General features: G+C 71.7%; 15 protein-coding genes and 1 other RNA gene. 10 read left to right on the forward strand and 6 right to left on the reverse strand.

What is annotated here, in order from left to right; translation table 11 throughout:
- Positions 1-112 precede the first annotated feature (112 nt).
- The 5 genes from ftsE to ssrA all read left to right on the forward strand — a co-directional run bounded on the left by ftsE (position 113) and on the right by ssrA (position 4,199).
- On the forward strand, positions 113-802 hold the full coding sequence (gene ftsE, locus ACFZA0_RS00215; protein WP_391008757.1) for a cell division ATP-binding protein FtsE: 690 nt from the start codon (positions 113-115) through the stop codon (positions 800-802).
- Positions 803-850: 48 nt separating this feature from the next.
- Complete coding sequence (gene ftsX, locus ACFZA0_RS00220; protein WP_391008760.1) at positions 851-1,768, forward strand: permease-like cell division protein FtsX; 918 nt, start codon at positions 851-853, stop codon at positions 1,766-1,768.
- A gap of 68 nt (positions 1,769-1,836) precedes the next feature.
- Positions 1,837-3,021, forward strand: a complete 1,185-nt coding sequence (locus ACFZA0_RS00225; RefSeq protein WP_391008763.1) for a S41 family peptidase — start codon at positions 1,837-1,839, stop codon at positions 3,019-3,021.
- Positions 3,022-3,119: 98 nt separating this feature from the next.
- Positions 3,120-3,659 carry an SsrA-binding protein SmpB gene (smpB, locus tag ACFZA0_RS00230; protein WP_391011725.1) on the forward strand — a complete coding sequence of 180 codons (540 nt, stop codon included), beginning with the start codon at positions 3,120-3,122 and terminating at the stop codon, positions 3,657-3,659.
- Positions 3,660-3,810: 151 nt separating this feature from the next.
- Positions 3,811-4,199, forward strand: a transfer-messenger RNA (tmRNA) gene (gene ssrA / locus ACFZA0_RS00235).
- 144 nt (positions 4,200-4,343) lie between these two features.
- Here ssrA and ACFZA0_RS00240 read toward each other — a convergent pair.
- The 6 genes from ACFZA0_RS00240 to ACFZA0_RS00265 all read right to left on the reverse strand — a co-directional run bounded on the left by ACFZA0_RS00240 (position 4,344) and on the right by ACFZA0_RS00265 (position 12,225).
- Complete coding sequence (locus tag ACFZA0_RS00240; RefSeq protein WP_391008766.1) at positions 4,344-5,360, reverse strand: substrate-binding domain-containing protein; 1,017 nt, start codon at positions 5,358-5,360, stop codon at positions 4,344-4,346.
- Positions 5,357-7,633 carry an alpha-xylosidase gene (yicI, locus tag ACFZA0_RS00245; RefSeq protein ID WP_391008769.1) on the reverse strand — a complete coding sequence of 759 codons (2,277 nt, stop codon included), beginning with the start codon at positions 7,631-7,633 and terminating at the stop codon, positions 5,357-5,359. The genes ACFZA0_RS00240 and yicI overlap by 4 nt, the downstream gene beginning before the upstream one ends.
- 11 nt (positions 7,634-7,644) lie before the next feature.
- A complete protein-coding gene (locus tag ACFZA0_RS00250) occupies positions 7,645-8,484 on the reverse strand; it encodes an ABC transporter permease subunit (RefSeq protein WP_391008772.1) in 840 nt (279 codons plus the stop codon).
- A complete protein-coding gene (locus ACFZA0_RS00255) occupies positions 8,481-9,449 on the reverse strand; it encodes an ABC transporter permease subunit (protein WP_391008775.1) in 969 nt (322 codons plus the stop codon). The genes ACFZA0_RS00250 and ACFZA0_RS00255 overlap by 4 nt, the downstream gene beginning before the upstream one ends.
- Positions 9,446-10,741 carry an extracellular solute-binding protein gene (locus ACFZA0_RS00260; RefSeq protein WP_391008778.1) on the reverse strand — a complete coding sequence of 432 codons (1,296 nt, stop codon included), beginning with the start codon at positions 10,739-10,741 and terminating at the stop codon, positions 9,446-9,448. The genes ACFZA0_RS00255 and ACFZA0_RS00260 overlap by 4 nt, the downstream gene beginning before the upstream one ends.
- A 191-nt stretch (positions 10,742-10,932) precedes the next feature.
- Positions 10,933-12,225 carry an MFS transporter gene (locus ACFZA0_RS00265; protein ID WP_391008781.1) on the reverse strand — a complete coding sequence of 431 codons (1,293 nt, stop codon included), beginning with the start codon at positions 12,223-12,225 and terminating at the stop codon, positions 10,933-10,935.
- A 125-nt stretch (positions 12,226-12,350) separates the two neighbouring features.
- Between ACFZA0_RS00265 and ACFZA0_RS00270 the strand changes: the two genes are divergently transcribed.
- The 5 genes from ACFZA0_RS00270 (at position 12,351) to ACFZA0_RS00290 (ending at position 19,351) form a co-directional block, all read left to right on the forward strand.
- Positions 12,351-13,316 (forward strand): LysR family transcriptional regulator, encoded by a 966-nt coding sequence (locus ACFZA0_RS00270; RefSeq protein ID WP_391008784.1) that lies wholly within the window; start codon positions 12,351-12,353, stop codon positions 13,314-13,316.
- A 156-nt stretch (positions 13,317-13,472) separates the two neighbouring features.
- Positions 13,473-14,711, forward strand: coding sequence for a hypothetical protein (locus ACFZA0_RS00275; RefSeq protein ID WP_391008787.1), 1,239 nt, complete (start codon positions 13,473-13,475; stop codon positions 14,709-14,711).
- Positions 14,712-14,728: 17 nt separating this feature from the next.
- Positions 14,729-16,927: a polysaccharide deacetylase family protein gene (locus ACFZA0_RS00280; protein WP_391008790.1), complete on the forward strand. Its 2,199-nt coding sequence runs from the start codon at positions 14,729-14,731 to the stop codon at positions 16,925-16,927.
- Complete coding sequence (locus ACFZA0_RS00285) at positions 16,924-18,318, forward strand: acyltransferase family protein (RefSeq protein WP_391008793.1); 1,395 nt, start codon at positions 16,924-16,926, stop codon at positions 18,316-18,318. Before ACFZA0_RS00280 ends, ACFZA0_RS00285 begins: the two co-directional genes overlap by 4 nt.
- A 205-nt stretch (positions 18,319-18,523) precedes the next feature.
- A complete protein-coding gene (locus tag ACFZA0_RS00290) occupies positions 18,524-19,351 on the forward strand; it encodes a hypothetical protein (protein WP_391008796.1) in 828 nt (275 codons plus the stop codon).
- The last annotated feature ends 194 nt before the right edge of the window (positions 19,352-19,545 follow it).

The following is a 19,545-nucleotide window of genomic DNA, read 5'->3' on the forward strand; positions in this document are numbered from 1 at the left end:
GGAACGGCGACAAAACGCGCGATCCACCCGCAACCCCTGCCGTCGACTGCGCGCGCACATCGGGTTCGCGTATGGTCACGCACACCTACCCCCGGCGACCCGTGGTGCACCCGTGATCCGATTCGACAACGTCTCCAAGGTCTACCCCAAGCAGACCCACGCCGCTCTCAGGGATGTCTCCCTGGAGGTGGAGAAGGGCGAGTTCGTCTTCCTCGTGGGCTCCTCCGGCTCCGGGAAGTCCACCTTCCTGCGGCTGATCCTCCGCGAGGAGCGCGCCAGCCACGGCCAGGTGCACATCCTCGGCAAGGACCTCGCGCGCCTGTCCAACTGGAAAGTCCCGCACATGCGGCGCCAGTTGGGCACCGTGTTCCAGGACTTCCGGCTGCTGCCGAACAAGACGGTCGCCGAGAACGTGGCCTTCGCACAGGAGGTCATCGGCAAGTCCCGCGGTGAGATCCGCAAGTCCGTGCCGCAGGTGCTCGACCTGGTCGGGCTCGGCGGCAAGGAGGAGCGCAGACCGGGCGAACTGTCCGGTGGTGAGCAGCAACGCGTCGCCATCGCGCGGGCGTTCGTCAACCGGCCGAAGCTGCTGATCGCGGACGAACCCACCGGCAACCTCGACCCGCAGACGTCCGTCGGCATCATGAAGCTGCTCGACCGCATCAACCGGACGGGCACGACCGTCGTGATGGCGACGCACGACCAGAACATCGTGGACCAGATGCGCAAGCGCGTCATCGAGCTGGAGAAGGGCCGCCTCGTCCGCGACCAGGCACGCGGCGTCTACGGCTACCAGCACTGACCGCCCAGCCTCCCGCATCCGTCCCCGGAAAGGCCTGAAGAAGACGCCATGCGCGCCCAGTTCGTTCTGTCGGAGATCGGTGTCGGTCTCCGCCGCAATCTGACGATGACCTTCGCCGTCATCGTCTCCGTCGCCCTGTCCCTGGCCCTGTTCGGCGGTTCGCTGCTGATGAGCGACCAGGTGACCACCATGAAGGGCTACTGGTACGACAAGGTCAACGTCTCGATCTTCCTCTGCAACAAGAGCGACGCCGAGTCGGACCCCAACTGCGCCAAGGGCGCGGTGACCGACGACCAGAAGAAGGCCATCAAGTCCGACCTCGACAAGATGACCGTCGTCCAGAAGGTCACCTACGAGTCCCAGGACGAGGCGTACAAGCACTACAAGGAGCAGTTCGGCGACTCCCCGCTGGCGAGTTCGCTGACCCCGGACCAGATGCAGGAGTCGTACCGCATCAAGCTGAAGGACCCGGAGAAGTACCAGGTCGTCGCGACCGCGTTCAACGGGCGTGACGGTGTGCAGTCCGTGCAGGACCAGAAGGGCATCCTGGACAACCTCTTCGGACTCCTGAACGGCATGAACTGGGCCGCCCGCGCGGTGATGGCGCTGATGCTCGTCGTCGCGCTGATGCTGATCGTCAACACCGTGCGCGTCTCGGCGTTCAGCCGGCGCCGCGAGACCGGCATCATGCGCCTGGTGGGCGCGTCCGGCTTCTACATCCAGGCGCCGTTCATCATGGAGGCCGCCGTCGCCGGACTCATCGGCGGCACGGTCGCGTGCGGATTCCTGGTGATCGGCCGGTACTTCATCATCGACCACGGCCTGGCACTGTCCGAGAAGCTGAACCTCATCAACTTCATCGGCTGGGACGCGGTGCTGACGAAGCTTCCGCTGATCCTCGCCACCAGCCTCCTGATGCCGGCGCTGGCCGCGTTCTTCGCGCTGCGCAAGTACCTGAAGGTGTGACCAACGACCGAGGGGCCGTACGGGCAAGCGCCCGTGCGGCCCCTCGGCGTTGTCCTAGACTCACCGGCATGTCGGGCCCCGTCCTGTTCCGTCCGCCCCGCCGCGTCCGCCGCGGGGCCGCCCTGGCACTGGTGTTCACCAGCCTGTTCGTCGCGGGCGCCGCCACCGGTTCGTTCCCCGACCCCGAGACCGCCGCCCAGCGCGGCGCGGCGGGATCCGGACCCTCCGCCGCCGGTTCGGCGACCGCCGCCCGCCGCCAGGACGTCGTCGACGAGGCGCGGCGCGCGCAGGCCGACGGCAAGTCGCCCGAGGAGGCCGCGGAGCGTGCCGTGAGCCGCTCCGGCGACCGCTGGGGCGCTGTCTACTCGCCGGGCGAGTACGAGGAGTTCGAGGACGCGCTCGACGGCACGTACACCGGCGTCGGCCTGTGGGCGCGACGCGCGCGGGACGGCTCGGTCCGGGTGACCCGGGTCGGCGCGGACTCGCCGGCCGCCGACGCCGGACTGCGCGCCGGCGACGTGCTGCGCAGCGTGGACGGCCGCGACGCCCGGGGGCTGCCCGTCACCGAGGTCGTCTCGCTGCTGCGCGGCGACGACCGGGACGCGCCCGCGGGCACCACCGTCCGGCTCGGCCTGGAGCGCGGCGACCGGCGCTGGGGCGTGACCCTGCGCAGGGCCCGGCTGTCCACCGACTCCGTGACCGTCCGCACGCTGGGCGACGGCGTCACGGTCGTCGCCGTCACGGCGTTCACCAAGGGCTCGGGCGACGCCGTGCGCGACGCCGTGCGGCGCGCTCCGGCCGGCCGCGGCGTCATCCTCGACCTGCGCGGCAACTCCGGGGGGCTGGTCGCCGAGGCCGTCACCACCGCCTCCGTCTTCCTCGACGGCGGCCTCGTCGCCACGTACGACGTCGACGGCGAGCAGCACGCCCTGCACGCGCGCACCGGCGAGGCCACGGAACGGCCCGTCGTCGCGCTCGTCGACGGCGGCACGATGAGCGCGGCGGAGCTGCTCACCGGGGCCCTCCAGGACCGGGGGCGCGCGGTGGTCGTGGGCTCGCGCACCTTCGGCAAGGGCTCGGTGCAGATGCCGAGCACGCTGCCCGACGGGTCCGTCGCGGAACTGACCGTCGGCCACTACCGCACGCCGTCCGGGCGCCCCGTCGACGGCCGCGGCATCACCCCCGACCTCGACGCGGGCAGCGACGTCGTCGCCGGCGCGGAGACGGTCCTCTCGGGCCTCGCGGCGTCCTGACCGGCGCGCGCCCCGCGCGCCCGCGTCCCGCCGACGGCGAAACCCTTTCCCCGTACCCGGGCCGAGGTGCGAAAATGGCCAGCACTATGGCCAAGGGAATGTACGTACCGAAGGAGTCCCTGCCGAAGCAGGGCGCCGCCACGAAGGCCCGCGACGGCGAGAAGGGCGGCAAGCGCAAGATCGTCGCGCAGAACAAGAAGGCGCGGCACGACTACGCCATCATCGACGTGTTCGAGGCCGGTCTGGTCCTCAGCGGCACCGAGGTGAAGTCGCTGCGCCAGGGGCGCGCCTCGCTGGTCGACGGCTTCGTCCAGATCGACGGCGACGAGGCGTGGCTGCACAACGCGCACATCCCCGAGTACCACCAGGGCACCTGGACCAACCACTCGGTGCGCCGCAAGCGCAAGCTGCTCCTGCACCGGGCGGAGATCGACAAGCTGGCCGCGCAGTCGCAGGAGACCGGCCACACGATCATCCCCCTCGCCCTGTACTTCCGGGACGGCCGGGCGAAGGCGGAGATCGCCCTCGCGCGCGGCAAGCGCGAGTTCGACAAGCGGCAGACGCTGCGGGAGAAGCAGGACCGCCGCGAGTCCGACCGGGCCATCGCCGCCGCGAAGCGGAAGCAGCGCGAGGCCTAGGACGGGCCCGCCGCTGTGCCGGCGGCCGGGTCCGCGGGAATAGGCTGGCACCTTGCCGCGTTGGTCACGTACGATGGCAACGCGCCCTTCAAGGGTGCGCGTCCCTCCCCGGAGGGGCAGGCACCGCGAGGTGCCTTTGAAAAATCAACATGGGGATGATCGGTTTCGACAGCGGCTGTTGAAGCAGGGGAAGCGTGTCGAGGAAGCGGCAATGATCTCGTAAACCATATGTCGCAAAAAATAATCGCCAACACCAAGCGCGATTCCCAGTCCTTCGCCCTCGCTGCCTAATAAGCAGTGACTGAAGGACCCTAAAAGGGTGTCAGCCCGGGAGTGTTCCCGGCCCGGATCCTGGCATAATCTAGGGAACTAAACCACCGATCCCGGTCACGGGGTTCGGTGGGAAATCAAACAGTGACTGAGCCCGTCGGCGACTTGTTCGCGTGATCGCCGGGGCTGAGAAAAGCGCAGCGAACTGCACACGGAGAAGCCCTGATTGAGCACCGTTGGACGCGGGTTCGATTCCCGCCATCTCCACCAGTGCGATCCGTTTCCGGCCCTTTCCGGCCGAATGCGGTGCGGCACAGGTCACCCCTTGTAGAGCAGGACGGCGCCTTCCTTTCGGAGGCGCCGTTTTTGCGTTCACCCGCAATATCCGTGCCCCTTTTCCGGGTGCGCCCGGTGTCAGGCCCCCGCGCGCCGCCCCGTGCTCCCCCTGTCCGTCAGGCGGGGCGGCAGCAGGGTGGCCCGGGGCACCGGGGGCGTGTTCGTCAGTTTGTTCATCAGGAGGGACACCGCCCGGGAACCGATCTCCGCCACCGGGAGGGACACGGACGTGACCGGGACCCGGGCCGACTCCGCCACCTCGTCCGGGCAGATGGCGGTGAGCGAGAGGTCGGCCGGTACCCGCAGGCCCAGTTCCGTGAACGCCTCCGTCAACGGTTCGAGCACCGCCTCGTTGTGGACGACCACTCCCGTCAACGCGGGCTGTTCGCGCAGGAGTTGTTCCGCGACCCGGCGGGCGGCGGCCGGGGACGCCTCGCAGGGGTGGACCGGTGCGAGGAGGCCGTGGCGGTCCGCGGCCGCGGTGAAGCCCTCGACCACCCGTTGCGCGAACGCCGTACCGCGCACGTAGACCTCCGGCGGTGAGCCGACCAGGGCCACCACCCGGTGGCCGAGCGCCGCCAGGTGCTCCACGCACACCTCGGCCGCCGCCCTGAAGTCCAGGTCGATGCAGGTCAGTTCGCCCGGATCGGCGGGGAAGCCGATCAGCACGGAGGGGCGGTCCAGGCTCCGCAGCAGCGGCAGGCGCGGGTCGTGGAGCTGGACGTCCATCACGATCAGCGCGTCCACCAGCGCCGTGTCCGCCACCCGCCGCAGCCCCTCCTCGCCCTCCTCCTGCGTCAGCAGCAGCACGTCGTGGTCGTGGCCGCGGGCCGCGGTGACCACGGAGACCGCGAACCGCATCACCACCGGCACGTGGATCCCGGCCCGCAGCGGCACGACCAGCGCCAGCACGTTGGAGCGGCTGCTCGCCAGCGCGCGGGCGCCGGCGTGCGGGCGGTAGCCGAGCTGCCGGATGGACTCCTCGACGCGCAGCCGGGTCTCCTCGGAGATCGGCCGCTTCCCGCTGAGCGCGTAGGAGACGGTGGACGGCGACACCCCGGCGTGCCGCGCGACGTCCGTGATCTTGACCGTCACGACGGCCCCAGCTCCAGCGTCAGGAACCCGGTGCCCGCCGCCGCCCGCGCCTCCCGCCCGCCCGAGGACAGCCCCCACGGCGCCGCCGGGTCGTCGCACGAGGCGCGCAGGGTGTCGCCCTCGCGCACCACGGTGAACGTCACGTCGCCCACCGGAACCGTCACCCGCGCGCCCCGCTCCAGCCCGTACGCGCGCAGGGTCACCCGGTCCGCGTGGTCGTAGTCGGGGCGGTCGTCGACCGCGCCCACCGGGAGCACCGCGCCCGGCCGCACCAGCAGCGGGACGCTGTCGAAGCCGTGGCGTTCGCGCACCCAGCGCGGCCCGGTGACCGCACGGCCGTCGAGGTACCGCGTCCAGGTGCCCTCGGGGACGTAGTAGGAGACGTCGCCCGCGTCGTCGAAGACCGGCGCGACCAGCAGGTCGGAGCCGAGCATGTACTGCCGTTCCAGGTGCGCGCACGCCGGGTCGTCCGGGAACTCCAGGACCATCGCCCGCATCACCGGCACCCCCTCGCGGTGCGCGGTGCGCGCGGCCTCGTAGAGGTAGGGCATCAGCCGCAGCTTGAGGCGGGTGAACAGGCGCAGGACGTCGACCGCCTCCTCGTCGAACAGCCACGGCACCCGGTACGACGACGAGCCGTGCAGCCGGCTGTGCGAGGAGAGCAGGCCGAAGGCGATCCAGCGCTTGAAGAGCGCGGCGCTCGGGGTGCCCTCGAAGCCGCCGATGTCGTGGCTCCAGTAGCCGAAGCCGGTCAGGCCCAGCGAGAGGCCGCCGCGCAGCGACTCCGCCATCGACTCGTACGTCGCCTCGCAGTCGCCGCCCCAGTGCACCGGGAACTGCTGGCTGCCGGCCGTCGCCGACCGGGCGAAGACCACCGCCTCGCCCTCCCCGCGGTGCTTGCGCAGCACGTCGAAGACGGTCCGGTTGTACAGGTACGTGTAGTAGTTGTGCATCCGCTCCGGGTCCGAGCCGTCCGCGTACGCCACGTCGACCGGGACGCGCTCGCCGAAGTCGGTCTTGAAGCAGTCGACGCCCTGGCCGAGCAGCGCCTCCAGCTTGGCGGCGTACCACTCGCGGGCGGCGGGGCTGGTGAAGTCGACCAGGGCCATGCCCGGCTGCCACAGGTCCCACTGCCACACGCCGCCGTCCGGGCGGCGCAGCAGATGGCCGAGCGCGCGGCCCTCCTCGAACAGCGGGGAGCGCTGCGCGATGTACGGGTTGATCCACACGCAGACCCGCAGCCCGCGTTCCTTGAGGCGGCCGAGCATGCCCTCGGGGTCGGGGAAGACCCGCGGGTCCCAGGCGAAGTCGCACCAGTTGAACTCGCGCATCCAGAAGCAGTCGAAGTGGAAGACGGACAGCGGGAGTTCACGGCTGCGCATGCCCTCGATGAACGAGGTGACGGTCTCCTCGTCGTAGGAGGTGGTGAACGACGTGGAGAGCCACAGGCCGAACGACCAGGCGGGCGGCAGCGCCGGGCGGCCGGTCAGCTCCGTGTAGCGGCGCAGGATGTCCTTGGGGGAGTCGCCCTGGACGACGTAGTAGGTCAGCCGCTGGCCCTCCACGCTGAACTGGACCCGTGACACCGCCTCCGAGCCGACCTCGAAGGACACCCGGCCGGGGTGGTCGACGAACACGCCGTACCCGGCGTCCGTCAGGTAGAACGGGGCGTTCTTGTAGGCCTGTTCGGTGGCGGTGCCGCCGTCGGCGTTCCACATGTCGACGACCTGGCCGTTCTTGACGAGCGGGCCGAAGCGTTCGCCGAGCCCGTACACCGACGTGCCGACGCCCAGGCCGAGTTGCTCGCGCAGGTAGTGGGTGCCGTCGGCGTCGCGCAGGATGCCCATGTCCTTGGGGCCGCTGCGGGTCAGCACGCGGCCGTGGGCGAGGAACTCCACCTGCCAGGGCCCGGTGCGGGCCACCCGCACCGACAGGTCGCCGGAGGTGAGCGTCGCGCTCTCGTCGTCGTACTCGATCCGCGGTGCGAACTCGGCCGTGTTCAGCTCGAATCGGGGAGCGGGCGGCCGTTCGCCCGCGAAGTGGGTGAGGGTGATGCCGACGACGCCGGGCAGGGGCGCGTGGGCGGTGATCGTCACGACCGGTCCCTTCAGCAGGTCGCCCCGGTGGCGCACGGGGGTGGTCGGCGCGTGGATCTCCAGCGTGCGCCCGCCGCCGCCCGGGGCGCCCTCGTCGACGGTGACGTCCAGGACCTCCGCCGGATGGGCCGCGGTGACGCCCTCGCGCAGCAGCCAGTAGCCGTCGGTGAACTTCACGCGCGCACCCCTTACTTGACCGCGCCCGCGGCGATGCCGCGGGTGAGCGTCCGCTGGAAGACGAGGAAGAAGACGACCGCGGGCAGCACTCCGAGCAGCGCCGCGGCGTTGGTCATGGTGGCGTCCATCAGGCGCTGGCCCTGGAGCACGCCGAGCGCCACCGACACCGTCTGGTTGTCGTTCGAGATCAGCATCACCAGGGGCAGCAGGAACTCGTTCCACGTCCAGACGAAGAAGAAGACCAGCAGCACCCCGATGGTCGGGCGGCTGACGGGGACCACGATCCGCCACAGCACCTGCCAGGCGTTCGCCCCGTCGATGCGGGCCGCCTCGACGATCTCGCGGGGGAAGCGGCCGAGCACCGACGCGAGCAGGTACGTGCCGAACGCGGCCTGGATCACCGTGAACACGATGACGACGCTGAGCCGGGTGTCGTACAGGCCGGCCTGCTTGCTCAGGTAGTACAGCGGATAGACCAGCGCCTCCTGCGGCAGCATGTTCGCGAGGACGAAGAACGCCAGCACCCAGGTGCGGCCCCGGACGCGGCCGATGCCGATCGCGTAGGCGTTCAGCACCGACAGGACGGCCGCGAGGACGGCCACCGACCCGCTGATCAGCAGGGAGTTGGCGAGCTTCCGCCCGTAGTCGACGCGCTGCCAGAAGTCCCTGAGACCGTCCAGGTACAGGCCGTGCGGCAGGCTCAGCGGCCCGTTCCGCGAGTACTCCGCGGGGGACTTCACGGCGTTCAGCGCGACGACGGCGAACGGGACCACCATGAACAGCGCCGCCAGGCACAGGGCGAGCAGGACCGGCCAGCGGCGCAGCGCCGCGACCGCCGTACGTGCGCTCATGCGGACGCTCCCAGCTCGGCGTCCTCGGCCCGGGTCTGGAGCTTCAGCCCGACGGCGGAGAGGACGAGGATGATGACGGTCAGCACGGTGGAGATCGCCGCGCCGTAGCCGACCTGGGTCTTCTCGAAGAACGTGGTGAACGAGAAGTACGAGGGGACGTCGGTGGCGCCGCCCGGCCCGCCCTTGGTCAGCACGTACACCGCGCCGAACACCTTCAGCGCGGCGATGCAGCACCAGGTGAGCACCACGTAGATCTCCGGACGGATCTGCGGCAGCGTCACGTGCCAGAAGCGGCGCCACCAGCCGGCCCCGTCCAGTTCGGCCGCCTCCTGGAGCTGCGGGTCGGCGCGTTGCAGCCCGGCCATGAACACCACGAGCGGGAAGCCGAGCTGGACCCAGACCATGACGCCCATGACGCTGTAGAGCGCGATGTCCGGGTCGCCCAGCCAGTCCCGCTGCCACGACGCCAGCCCGACCGCCCTCAGCAGGGCGTTGAGCGAGCCGTCCTCGGGTGCCAGGATCCAGCTCCACACGATGCCGGCGACCGCGATCGGCAGCACCTGCGGCAGGTAGAAGCAGGCGCGCAGCACCGACGCGGTACGGGTCCCGAAGTGCTTGCCGACGTGGTCGAACAGGGCGGCGGCCAGCACCAGTCCGACGGCCGTCGGCACGGCCGCCATCGCGACGACCATGAACAGGCTGTGCCGGAACGACGCCCAGAACTCGGAATCGCGCAGCAGCGCGCGGTAGTTGGCAAGCCCCGACCAGCCGGGCGTGCCCACGCCCTGCCAGTCGGTGAAGCCCACCGCCGTGTTCATCAGGAACGGCACCACGATGACGACGGCGAACGCGACCACACCTGGCAGCAGGAACAGGGCGTACGAGGTACGGGGGCGGCGGCGCGCACGCCGGCCGCCGGGGCGCCGGTGCGTGACCGGCGCCCCCCGTTCGACGGTGACCGTCATGTCTTCGGCACGCCCTGGTCGTACGCCTTCTGGAGCGCGTCGAGGAAGTCGTCCGTGCTCTCGCTGCCGGTGATCAGCTTCTGCGTCTCGGAGACCAGGACGTCGTAGAACCCGGCGACCGGCCAGTCCGGGTAGAAGGCGAGCCCGTCCCGCCGCGAGAGCGTGTTGAAGTTCGCGATGAGCGACTTTGCCTGCGGGTCGGTGATGGCCGACGGGTCGGCCGCGACCGGGACGCCGCCCTTGTTGCCCAGCAGGTTCTGGATCTTCTTCGACAGGGTGATGTCGATGAAGTCGTAGGCGAGTTCCTTGTTCCTGGCGCCCTTGGGCACGACCCACAGGTTGCCGCCGGAGCCGGGCGTGAGGTTCGAGCCGGGCCACAGCGCGGTGCCCCAGTCGAACTTGTTCTCCGCCTTGAAGCGGCCGTACCACCAGCTTCCGGAGAACAGGATCGGCGACTTGCCCCGGATGAACGAGACGCCCGCGTCCTCCGCCTTCAGACTGCTGGACTTCTCGCTGATGTAGCCCTTCTTCACCCAGTCGGCGAAGGTGGTGGCCGCGTAGGTCCACGCCGCGTCGTGGAAGTCCGTCCTGCCCTTGTACAGCTCGTAGGAGTCGACCCACGAGCGGTCCGCCCGCGACAGGGCGAGCTGGTAGAGGTACTGCTGCGCCACGTACTCCGCGCCCGCGTTGGCCAGCGGGGTGACGCCCTTGGCGGCGAACGCGGCCATGGCCGAGGTGAGCCGGTCGAAGGTGGTCGGCGCGGGCAGCCCGTACTTCGCGAAGAGGTCCTTGTTGTAGAAGACCATCGTGTACTCGGCGTAGTCGGGCACGCCGTACCACTTGCCCGAGCCCATCACGCCGTTGGCGTCGTACTGGCTGGTGGTGCGCACCCCGGCGTCGAGCTTCTTGTCCCAGCCGCGCGCCGTCGCCTCGGCCGTCAGGTCGGTGAGCAGACCCTGCTTGGAGAGCAGCCCGGCCGTCGCGTTGCCCTTGTTGTACTCCATGATGTCCGGCGCGTCCGAGGAGTTGAGGACCATGGGAGCCGTCTTCTGGATCTGCTCGAAGCCTTTCTCCTCGAACTTGACCTTGACGCCCGGGTGTTGTGCCTCGAACTCCTTGATGGCCTCGTTCCAGGCCACCCCCATCGCGCTGTCGGGGCCCTCGTAGTGCCAGAGTGTCAGTGTCCTGCCGTCGGAGGAGCCGCCGTCCGAGCCGCCGCAGGAGGCCAGCAGCAGTGATCCCGTGAGGACCGCCGCCGCCGTCGCCACCACACGCCTTCGTGCCGTCAACATCCCGTGCCTCCAGGGGAGTCGGAGCCGGATGGATACCGGAGGTGCCGCGCGCCGAACCGTCGAACCGGTTCGACGCGCGACGTCGAAGCGCTTCGACGGGGGAAGGTAGGGGCGGGCCGTGGGCGCGTCAATGGGGTGCGCGGAAATTCGGGCCGCGGTCGCCGGCCCCGGGTCCGTGCCCGGGGCGGGTCTCAACTCCCGTGCGGGCGGTGGGTGGTGAGTGCCGTCAGCAGGGCCGTCGTCGCGGCGGCCACCGGGACCGCGTAGCCCGCGGCCGGGGACAGGTGCTCCACCGTCCAGCCGCCGGCCGCGCTGCCGCACGCGATCCCGCCGAGCAGACCGGTCACCGCCAGCGTCATGCCCTCGTTCAGCCGGCTCTCCGGGGTGCGCCGCTGCACCAGCGTCATGCAGGTGACCATCGTCGGCGCCGTCGCGGTCCCGGCGACCAGCAGCGCCAGGGCCACCAGCGCGAGCGAGCCCGTGCCCGCGGCGGCCAGCAGCGGCAGCGTCAGCAGCACCGCCATCGCGGCCAGGCACCAGGGGTGCCGCCGCTCCGCCGAACCGGCCGGGCGCAGCGTCCCGTACACCAGGCCCGCCGCGCACGACCCCGCTGCCTGGAGTCCCAGCGCCACACCCGCCACCCATCGGTGACCGTGTGCGTCGGCGAACGCGATCGTGACGACCTCCGTCGCCCCGAACACCGCGCCGGTGGCCAGGCACGCGGCGACCAGCGGCGGCATCCCGGGCGCCCGCAGCGGCGAGGGCGCGGTGCCGCGCGGCCGGGCGGGCGGCTCGGTCGAGCGCTGCGCCGCGAACAGCAGCACCCCGGAGAGCAGCAGCACGACGCCGGTCAGGGTCCCCGCCTCGGGGAAGAACGTCCCGCACAGGAAGGCCGCGAGGACCGGCCCCACCATGTAGCACAGCTCGTCGGCCGCCTGCTCGAAGGAGTTCGCGGTGTGCCGGGCCGCCGCGTCGTCCCGCAGCAGATGGGCCCAGCGGGCCCGCGACATGCCGCCGGTGTTCGGCGTCGTCGCGGTCGCGGCGTACGCGGCGAACAGCGTCCAGTCCGGCAGCGAGCCGCGCACGCACAGCACCAGCGCCAGCGAGCCGAGCGCCGCCACGAACGTGGCCGGCACCGCGACCCGGGCCTGCCCGTACCGGTCCACCAGCCGCGCGACCCACGGCGCGAGGACCGCCGTCGCGGCGAGCCCGGTCGCGGTGACGGCACCGGCCAGCGCGTACGAACCGCGGGCACCGGCGATCATCACGACCGCGCTCACGCTGAACATGCCCATCGGCAGCCGGGCCAGCACGTTCCCGAAGGTGAACGCGCGGGCGCCGGGCACCGCGAACAGCCGCCGGTAGGGGCCGGGCGGCCGGTACGGGAAACGGGGCCCGAAATCGGCGACGACCGCGGTGTCGGCGGTGACCGTGACGAGCGGGGGACGCGACGGGGAGGAGGGTCCGCGGGGGGAAGGAGGCATGGCCTCACCGTCGCCCCGGGTCCGCGCGGCGGTCCAACACCTGCCGCGGCCCGACTCACGCACTCCTGTTGTCAATGCCCCCGGCCCGTGCCCGCTCCGCACCCGCCGCGCTGTAGGTTCGCCCGGTGCCCGGAGACGCCGACCCCCGACTGCTGCGCGCCTTCCTCGCCGTCGCCGAGGAGCTGCACTTCACCCGCGCCGCCGCCCGCCGGTACGTCGCCCAGCAGGCGCTCAGCCGTGACATCCGGCGCCTGGAACGGGAGTTGGGGACCGATCTCTTCGTCCGCTCCACCCGCCGGGTGACCCTGACCGCCGACGGGGAGCGGCTGGTGCCGCACGCGCGGCGGATCCTCCAGGCGTACGACGACCTCGCGGCCGACTTCGGCCGGGCCCGCCCGCTGCTGGTCGACCTCAACTCCCCGGGCCTGCGCACCGGCAGGCGCGTGCTGCACCGCGCGCGTGAACTCGCCCCCGGGCACGAGCTGATGGCCCGCTACGAGAGCGGACTGACGTACGCGGCGGCCGAGTTGCACGCGGGCCGTCTCGACGCCTCGTTCGGCCGGTACGCCGGCCTCGACCCCGCGCTGCGCGCCGGACTGGGGCAGCAGCTCGTGCGGTTCGAACCGATGGCGATCGTGCTGCCGCTCGCCCACCCGCTGGCGCCCCTGGAGGAGGTGCCGCTGGCGGCGCTCGCGGGGGAGACCGTCTACGCCGGGGCCGGCAACCAGCGCACTCCGGAATGGACCGCGCTCGCGCGTCAGCTCTTCGAGGGACGCGGCATCCGGATGGCGTCCCCCGTTCCGCTGGCCGTCGGCGAGGAGGAGTTCCAGCGGGTCATGGCGCGGCACGGGCACCCGGTCCTCGCCGTGGTGGACTTTCCGGCCATGACGGGCACTGTCGTACGCCCGCTCGTCGAACCCGTGCCCGTGTCCCCGGTGTCGCTCGTGTGGCGAAAGGGGCTGGTGCATGCGGGATTCGATGCTCTTCGACGGGCTGCGACCGAGATCGCCAAGGATGAAAAGTGGCTGAGACATCTGCCAGACGGATGGATTTCAGCCATTGATCGCGAAATCTTGGGGATGTCTGATTGACACAGCGCGTCCCCACACACCCCCAATGCGCTACATTCTTGGCCTGGGCGCGCTGTGGTACGAGAGGCGCTCGGACAGGGTGGGGGCCCTTTCCGACGACGAACGCCCGAGCAACCGTGCGCACCCAAGAACAGAACCGGGGGGAAGTGCGTGCACGTGAAGAAATGGCCAGGAGACGCCCAACCGGAGTGGCCCAAGGTCGCATCGCCGACGCAGCAGGTACCGGCCGTCGCGCGGGAGACCCAGGTCTTCCCGGAGACCGGCACGGGTACCGGCAGGGCACTGGGGAACACCGGTTCCGCGGTCACGGACGCCGATGAGACCGACGTCCTCCAAGCGGCCCACGGGGCCCGCCGCCGCCCGCGCGGCAACACCGGAAAGATCCCCACGCCGGCCCGGCCGCCGGCCGAGGAGACCCGCGCCCCGCGCGATCCGTGGGGAGGCACGGGCGAGTCGGACCACGCCTTCGACCCGCACGAGGTGACCGTCCAACTCGACGGCGTGAGCGCGCAGTTGGACAGCAGGTCCGCCGAGGCGGGCGGCCCGGCCGGACCGGCGGGCCAGGACGGCTCCGACGGCCCCGTGTTCGTCGACGAGTCGGGCCGCCGCAGCCGGCGCTTCCGCCGCATCGGCATCGCGCTCGGCATCGCCTGCGCGGTCTACGCCGTCGTCATCGTCGCCACCCTGCTGTCGGGCAGTTCGGACGCCCCGTGGCTGCCGGTGCCCGGCCAGAAGGACGACACACCCGCGGGCAAGGTCGACGACACCCCGCAGCCGTCCCCGTCCGTCCTGCCCTCGGGCACCGCCGCCGGTGAACTCGGCGCGACCCCGGGCGTCAGCGACGGCACGACCCCGGACGCGACGGCCGGCGCCACCGCGCCCGGCGCCGCCGCCTCCGGCGCGTCCGGCACGTCGGCGGACCCGAAGCCGTCGACCAGCACGACCACCAAGGGCAGTACGTCCTCCGCGGGCGGCTCGTCCACCACGACGGGCGGCACGTCGACCACGGGCGGCACCGGCTCCACCACCACGGGCGGCACCGGGACGACGACCACGGGCGGCGGGACGACGACCGACGGCGGCGGTACGACGGCCGACGGCGGTACCGGCACGTCCACCACCAACGGGGGCACCACCTCCGACGGCGGGACCACCACCGACGGTGGCACGACGGCCGACGGCGGGACCACCACCGACGGCGGTACGACGACCGGCGGCGACACCGCCGGCACCACCGGCTCCGGCTCCCAGGTCTCCACACGGTCCGGCGACAGCGGCGGGTCGACCCAGAACCGGGCCGCGGGCCAGGACACCCGTACGCGGGTCGCCGCGACCCCCGCCACCCAGAGCCCTGTCGGTGAGTCCGGCACTTCCGCCGCCCCGACCCACATCTAACCGGAGCAATTCTTCCGATGGCTTCCCGCAAACGCCGTCACGGGGCCACGCCAGGCTCCGGTGCCGGTCCCAGGCGCAGCCGCCTGCGCATGCGCCTGCTGCTTCCTCTCACCGTGCTGGTCGCCGTCATGGCGATGCTCATGCTGCGCGGCTACGTGCACAGCGAGATCCTCGCCGACCACCGGGTGCGCTCCGAGGCGCCGACCGACAAGGTCCCCGAGAAGATCCTCGACGGCGGCCCGGTCATCGACACCCGCAGCGGCCGCACCACCAGCATGGACGTGCCCGACCACCGCCTGGTCCTCACGTTCGACGACGGTCCGGACCCGACCTGGACGCCCAAGGTCCTGGACGTGCTGAAGAAGTACCACGTCCACGCGGTCTTCTTCGTCACGGGCACCATGGCCTCCCGCTACCCGGACCTCGTCAAACGCATGGTCGACGAGGGCCACGAGGTCGGCCTGCACACCTTCAACCACCCCGACCTCTCCTACCAGTCCAAGAGCCGCATCGACTGGGAGCTGACCCAGAACCAGCTCGCGATCACCGGCGCCGCCGGGGTGCGCACCTCGCTGTTCCGCCCGCCGTACTCGTCGTTCGCCGACGCCATGGACGACGCGTCCTGGCCGGTCACCGAGTACATCGGCACCCGCGGCTACCTCACCGTCGTCACCTCCGTCGACAGTGAGGACTGGAAGAAGCCCGGTGTCGAGGAGATCATCAAGGGGGCGACGCCCAAGCACGGCAAGGGTGCCGTCGTCCTGATGCACGACTCCGGCGGCGACCGGCACCAGACCGTCGAGGCCCTCGACAAGTACATCCCCGAACTCCGCGCCAAGGGCTACAAGTTCGAGAACATCACCGAGGCCATCGGCGCGCCCAGCGCGCTCGTCCCGGTCACCGGCGTCGACCTGTGGAAGGGCAAGGCCTGGATCTTCCTGGTCCAGGCGTCCGACCGCCTCACCGACTTCCTCGTGGCCTGCCTCGCGCTCACCGGCGCCCTCGTCATCGGCCGTTTCGGCCTGATGCTGCTGCTGTCCGGGGCCCACGCGCGCCGGGTGCGCAAGCGCGGGTTCCGCTGGGGGGCGCCCGTCACCGAACCGGTCTCCGTGCTCGTGCCGGCCTACAACGAGGCCAAGTGCATCGAGAACACGGTGCGTTCGCTCATGCTGAGCGAGCACCCGATCGAGGTCGTCGTCATCGACGACGGCTCCACCGACGGCACGGCCCGCATCGTCGAGGCGATGGGCCTGCCCAACGTCCGGGTGGTCCGCCAGCTCAACGCGGGCAAGCCCGCCGCCCTCAACAGGGGTGTGGCGAACGCCCGTTACGACATCATCGTGATGATGGACGGCGACACCGTCTTCGAACCGGCCACCGTGCGCGAGCTGGTGCAGCCCTTCGGCGACGCCCGGGTCGGCGCCGTCGCGGGCAACGCCAAGGTGGGCAACCGGGATTCACTCATCGGCGCGTGGCAGCACATCGAGTACGTGATGGGCTTCAACCTCGACCGCCGCATGTACGACATCCTGCGCTGCATGCCGACCATCCCCGGTGCGGTCGGCGCGTTCCGCCGCACGGCGCTGGAGCGGGTCGGCGGCATGAGCGACGACACCCTCGCCGAGGACACCGACGTCACCATGGCGCTGCACCGCGACGGATGGCGCGTGGTCTACGCGGAGAAGGCCCGCGCGTGGACCGAGGCGCCGGAGACGGTGCAGCAGCTCTGGTCGCAGCGCTACCGCTGGTCGTACGGCACCATGCAGGCGATCTGGAAGCACCGCCGCTCGCTGATCGAGTCCGGCCCCTCGGGCCGCTTCGGCCGCGTCGGCCTGCCGTTCGTGTCGCTGTTCATGGTCGTGGCACCGCTGCTGGCACCGCTGATCGACATCTTCCTGCTGTACGGCGTCGTCTTCGGCCCGACGCAGAAGACGATCGTCGCGTGGCTCGGCGTCATGGCGATCCAGGCGTTCTGCGCGGCGTACGCCTTCCGCCTGGACCGCGAGAAGATGACGCACCTGATCTCGCTGCCGCTCCAGCAGATCCTCTACCGCCAGCTCATGTACGTCGTGCTGCTCCAGTCCTGGATCACGGCGCTCACCGGCGGCCGGCTGCGCTGGCAGAAGCTGCGCCGCACCGGCGTCGTCGAGGCGCCCGGCGGCCCCGTGCCCTCCCAGCGCGACCGCAGCAGCAACGATCGGAGGCCCGTGGCATGACGCACGGATACCCGGCGGGACCGGGCACCGGCCCGGAGCCGCCCACCCCCGCGTACGGCATGCCGCGCCAGCGCACCGCGCCGTACCCGGCGGCCGGGCAGGACGGTGTTCCGCGGGACGGGTTCCCGCAGGCCGACGCCCCGTGGAGCGGGGCCCCGGCCGCGGCGGAGCCGCCCGCGCCCGCCGCGCCGAAGAAGCCCGGCCGCGACCGCTACCTCGACCTGCTGCGCTCGCTGGCCCTGGTCCGCGTGGTCCTCTACCACCTGCTGGGCTGGGGCTGGATCACCGTGCTGTTCCCGTCGATGGGCGTCATGTTCGCCCTGGCGGGTTCGCTGATGGCGCGGTCGCTCAAGCGTCCGGCGCTCGGTGTCATACGGGGCCGCGTGCGACGGCTGCTGCCCCCGCTGTGGCTGTTCGCGGCGGTCGTCGTGACGATGATGTTCCTCCAGCACTGGAACCCCACCAAGGACCCCGACTTCGGCCCCACCTGGGGCGTGGTCGACATGTTCAACTACATCCTTCCGGTGGGCGCCCCGCCCTATCCGTCGCACCTCGGCTCGGACTCCGGACTGCTGGACCTGTCCTGGCCGGAGGAGGCCGCGGGCGTCCTCTGGTACCTGCGCGCCTATCTGTGGTTCGTCGCGCTGTCGCCGCTGATGCTGTGGGCCTTCCGCCGGGTGCCGTGGGCGACGCTCCTCGCGCCGCTCGCCCTGTGCGCGGTGGTCACCACGGGCGTCGTCACGATCCCCGGCGAGACCGGCAACGCGGTCGGCGACTTCGCCACGTACGGCAGTTGCTGGATCCTCGGCATGGCCCACAACGAGGGCTGGCTCGCGAAGATCCCGCGCTACGCGGCGGTCTCGCTCGCCGCGCTGGTGATGGCGTTCGGCCTGTGGTGGGCCTCGGGCCACCTGGGGCCGGACGGCTGGGACCTCAACGACATCCCGCTCGCGCAGGCCGCCTGGTCGCTCGGCTTCGTCGTGATCCTGCTCCAGTACTCACCGTCCTGGCAGGAGCTGCCCGGCCGGCTCGCCCGCTGGGACAAGCTCGTCACGCTCTCCAACAACCGTGCCGTCACGATCTACTTGTGGCACAACACCCTGATCATGGCGACGGTCCCGATCATCGACCAGGCGTACGGCCTGCCGTTCCTCGGCAGCGACCGGGCCGCCTCCGCCATCGACGCCACGTACACGCTGTGGATGGTGGTCCTGGTGTGGCCGCTGATCGGGCTGGCGATCCTCGCGTTCGGGTGGATGGAGGACATCGCGGCCAAGCGGCGGCCGAGGCTGTGGCCCGACGGGGTGCGGCGCGGCGGCTCGCGGAAGGCGGCGGGCGGCGGCCACAAGTCGCCCGCCGCCGGCAACTCCGGTTCCCGGCACCGGGGTTGACGGGACCTTCTGTCGGCTCGTACGAGGGGCGGCGCACCGAGAGGTGCGCCGCCCCTCGCGTGCTGTGCGCGCAGGGGGCGTCCGGGGGCGCCGCCGGGCGACAAAGGTCCGGTCAAGGCCGTTCCGGCGCCGTTCTCGCGCCACGGGCCGCGTGCCAGACTTCGAGCGTCGCGCGATGTGACGCACGCGCGGGAACGGGGGCACGATGAACAGGCGGCAGGTGCGCACGATGCTTCGGCTGATGGAGGGCGGCGGGCCCGTCACCGTCACCAGTTCGATGGCCTCCGTGCGGAAACTGGCCGAACTCGGCTTTGTCGCCCAGCAGTTCGGCTACGAGTACGCCGACGCGCGGGCGGGCGGGGGACGCAGCAACGCGCTGAAGATGACGATCGTGCCCGACCCGAGCCCGCAGGCGATGGCCCGCGCGGCGCAGAACAGGGCGCAGTACCCCGACGCTCGCGACGGCGTCCGGCTGCCGCCGCTGGTTCCCGACGCGGTCGAACTCCTCAAGGTCCGCATCAAGTTCGACCTGTCCCGCGTGACGCCGCAGCGGACGGCCGGAGCGCTCCTCGGCCTCACGGTGGGCTCCGCGCTCCTCGCCGTGCGCATGGGCGCCGACGCGGTCTCGTTCACCGTCATGGGGTGCATCTGGGCGGCGCTCGTGATCGTGCTGGTCGCCTCGCTCCCGCTGAACCGGCGGCGCGGCGCGAAGTTCGGGGCCCGGCTGCACGCGGCCGGCTTCCGGCCGGTCACGGAGAAGGACGGCCGGGTGCGGTACCTGCCGCCGGGCACGGCGGTTCCCGGACAGCAGGTGCAGACGGGGCCCTACGGCCCGTACGGCGCGCCCGCGGCCGGTCCGCAGGGAGCGCCCCCGGTACCGCCGCAGGCACGGCCCGGCGCGCCCGCGGCCCCGTACGCGCCTGCGCCGTACCCGGCCGGACCGGCACCGTACGCGCAGCCCCCGGGCCCGTACGGTCAGCAGCCCCCGTACGACCCCCGGCAGGCCCCGTACGGGCAGGCCCCGCAGGGCTGAACCACCGCCTCCCGGCGCCGTGTTCGACCTCTCACCGGGTCCCGCCCCGGGGTGAGTGCAACGTTCCCTCGCGGTGACGCGCAGCCACAGCGCGGAAACCCGGTCTCCCTACCTTCGGTTCTCGGCACCGCTCGCCGACCGTCCGGAACCCATCCGGAACCGCACCCGAGCACCCGAGCACCGGAGCCCCGTGG

The sequence above is a fragment of the Streptomyces sp. NPDC008150 genome (assembly GCF_042956945.1).
GTDB lineage: Bacteria > Actinomycetota > Actinomycetes > Streptomycetales > Streptomycetaceae > Streptomyces.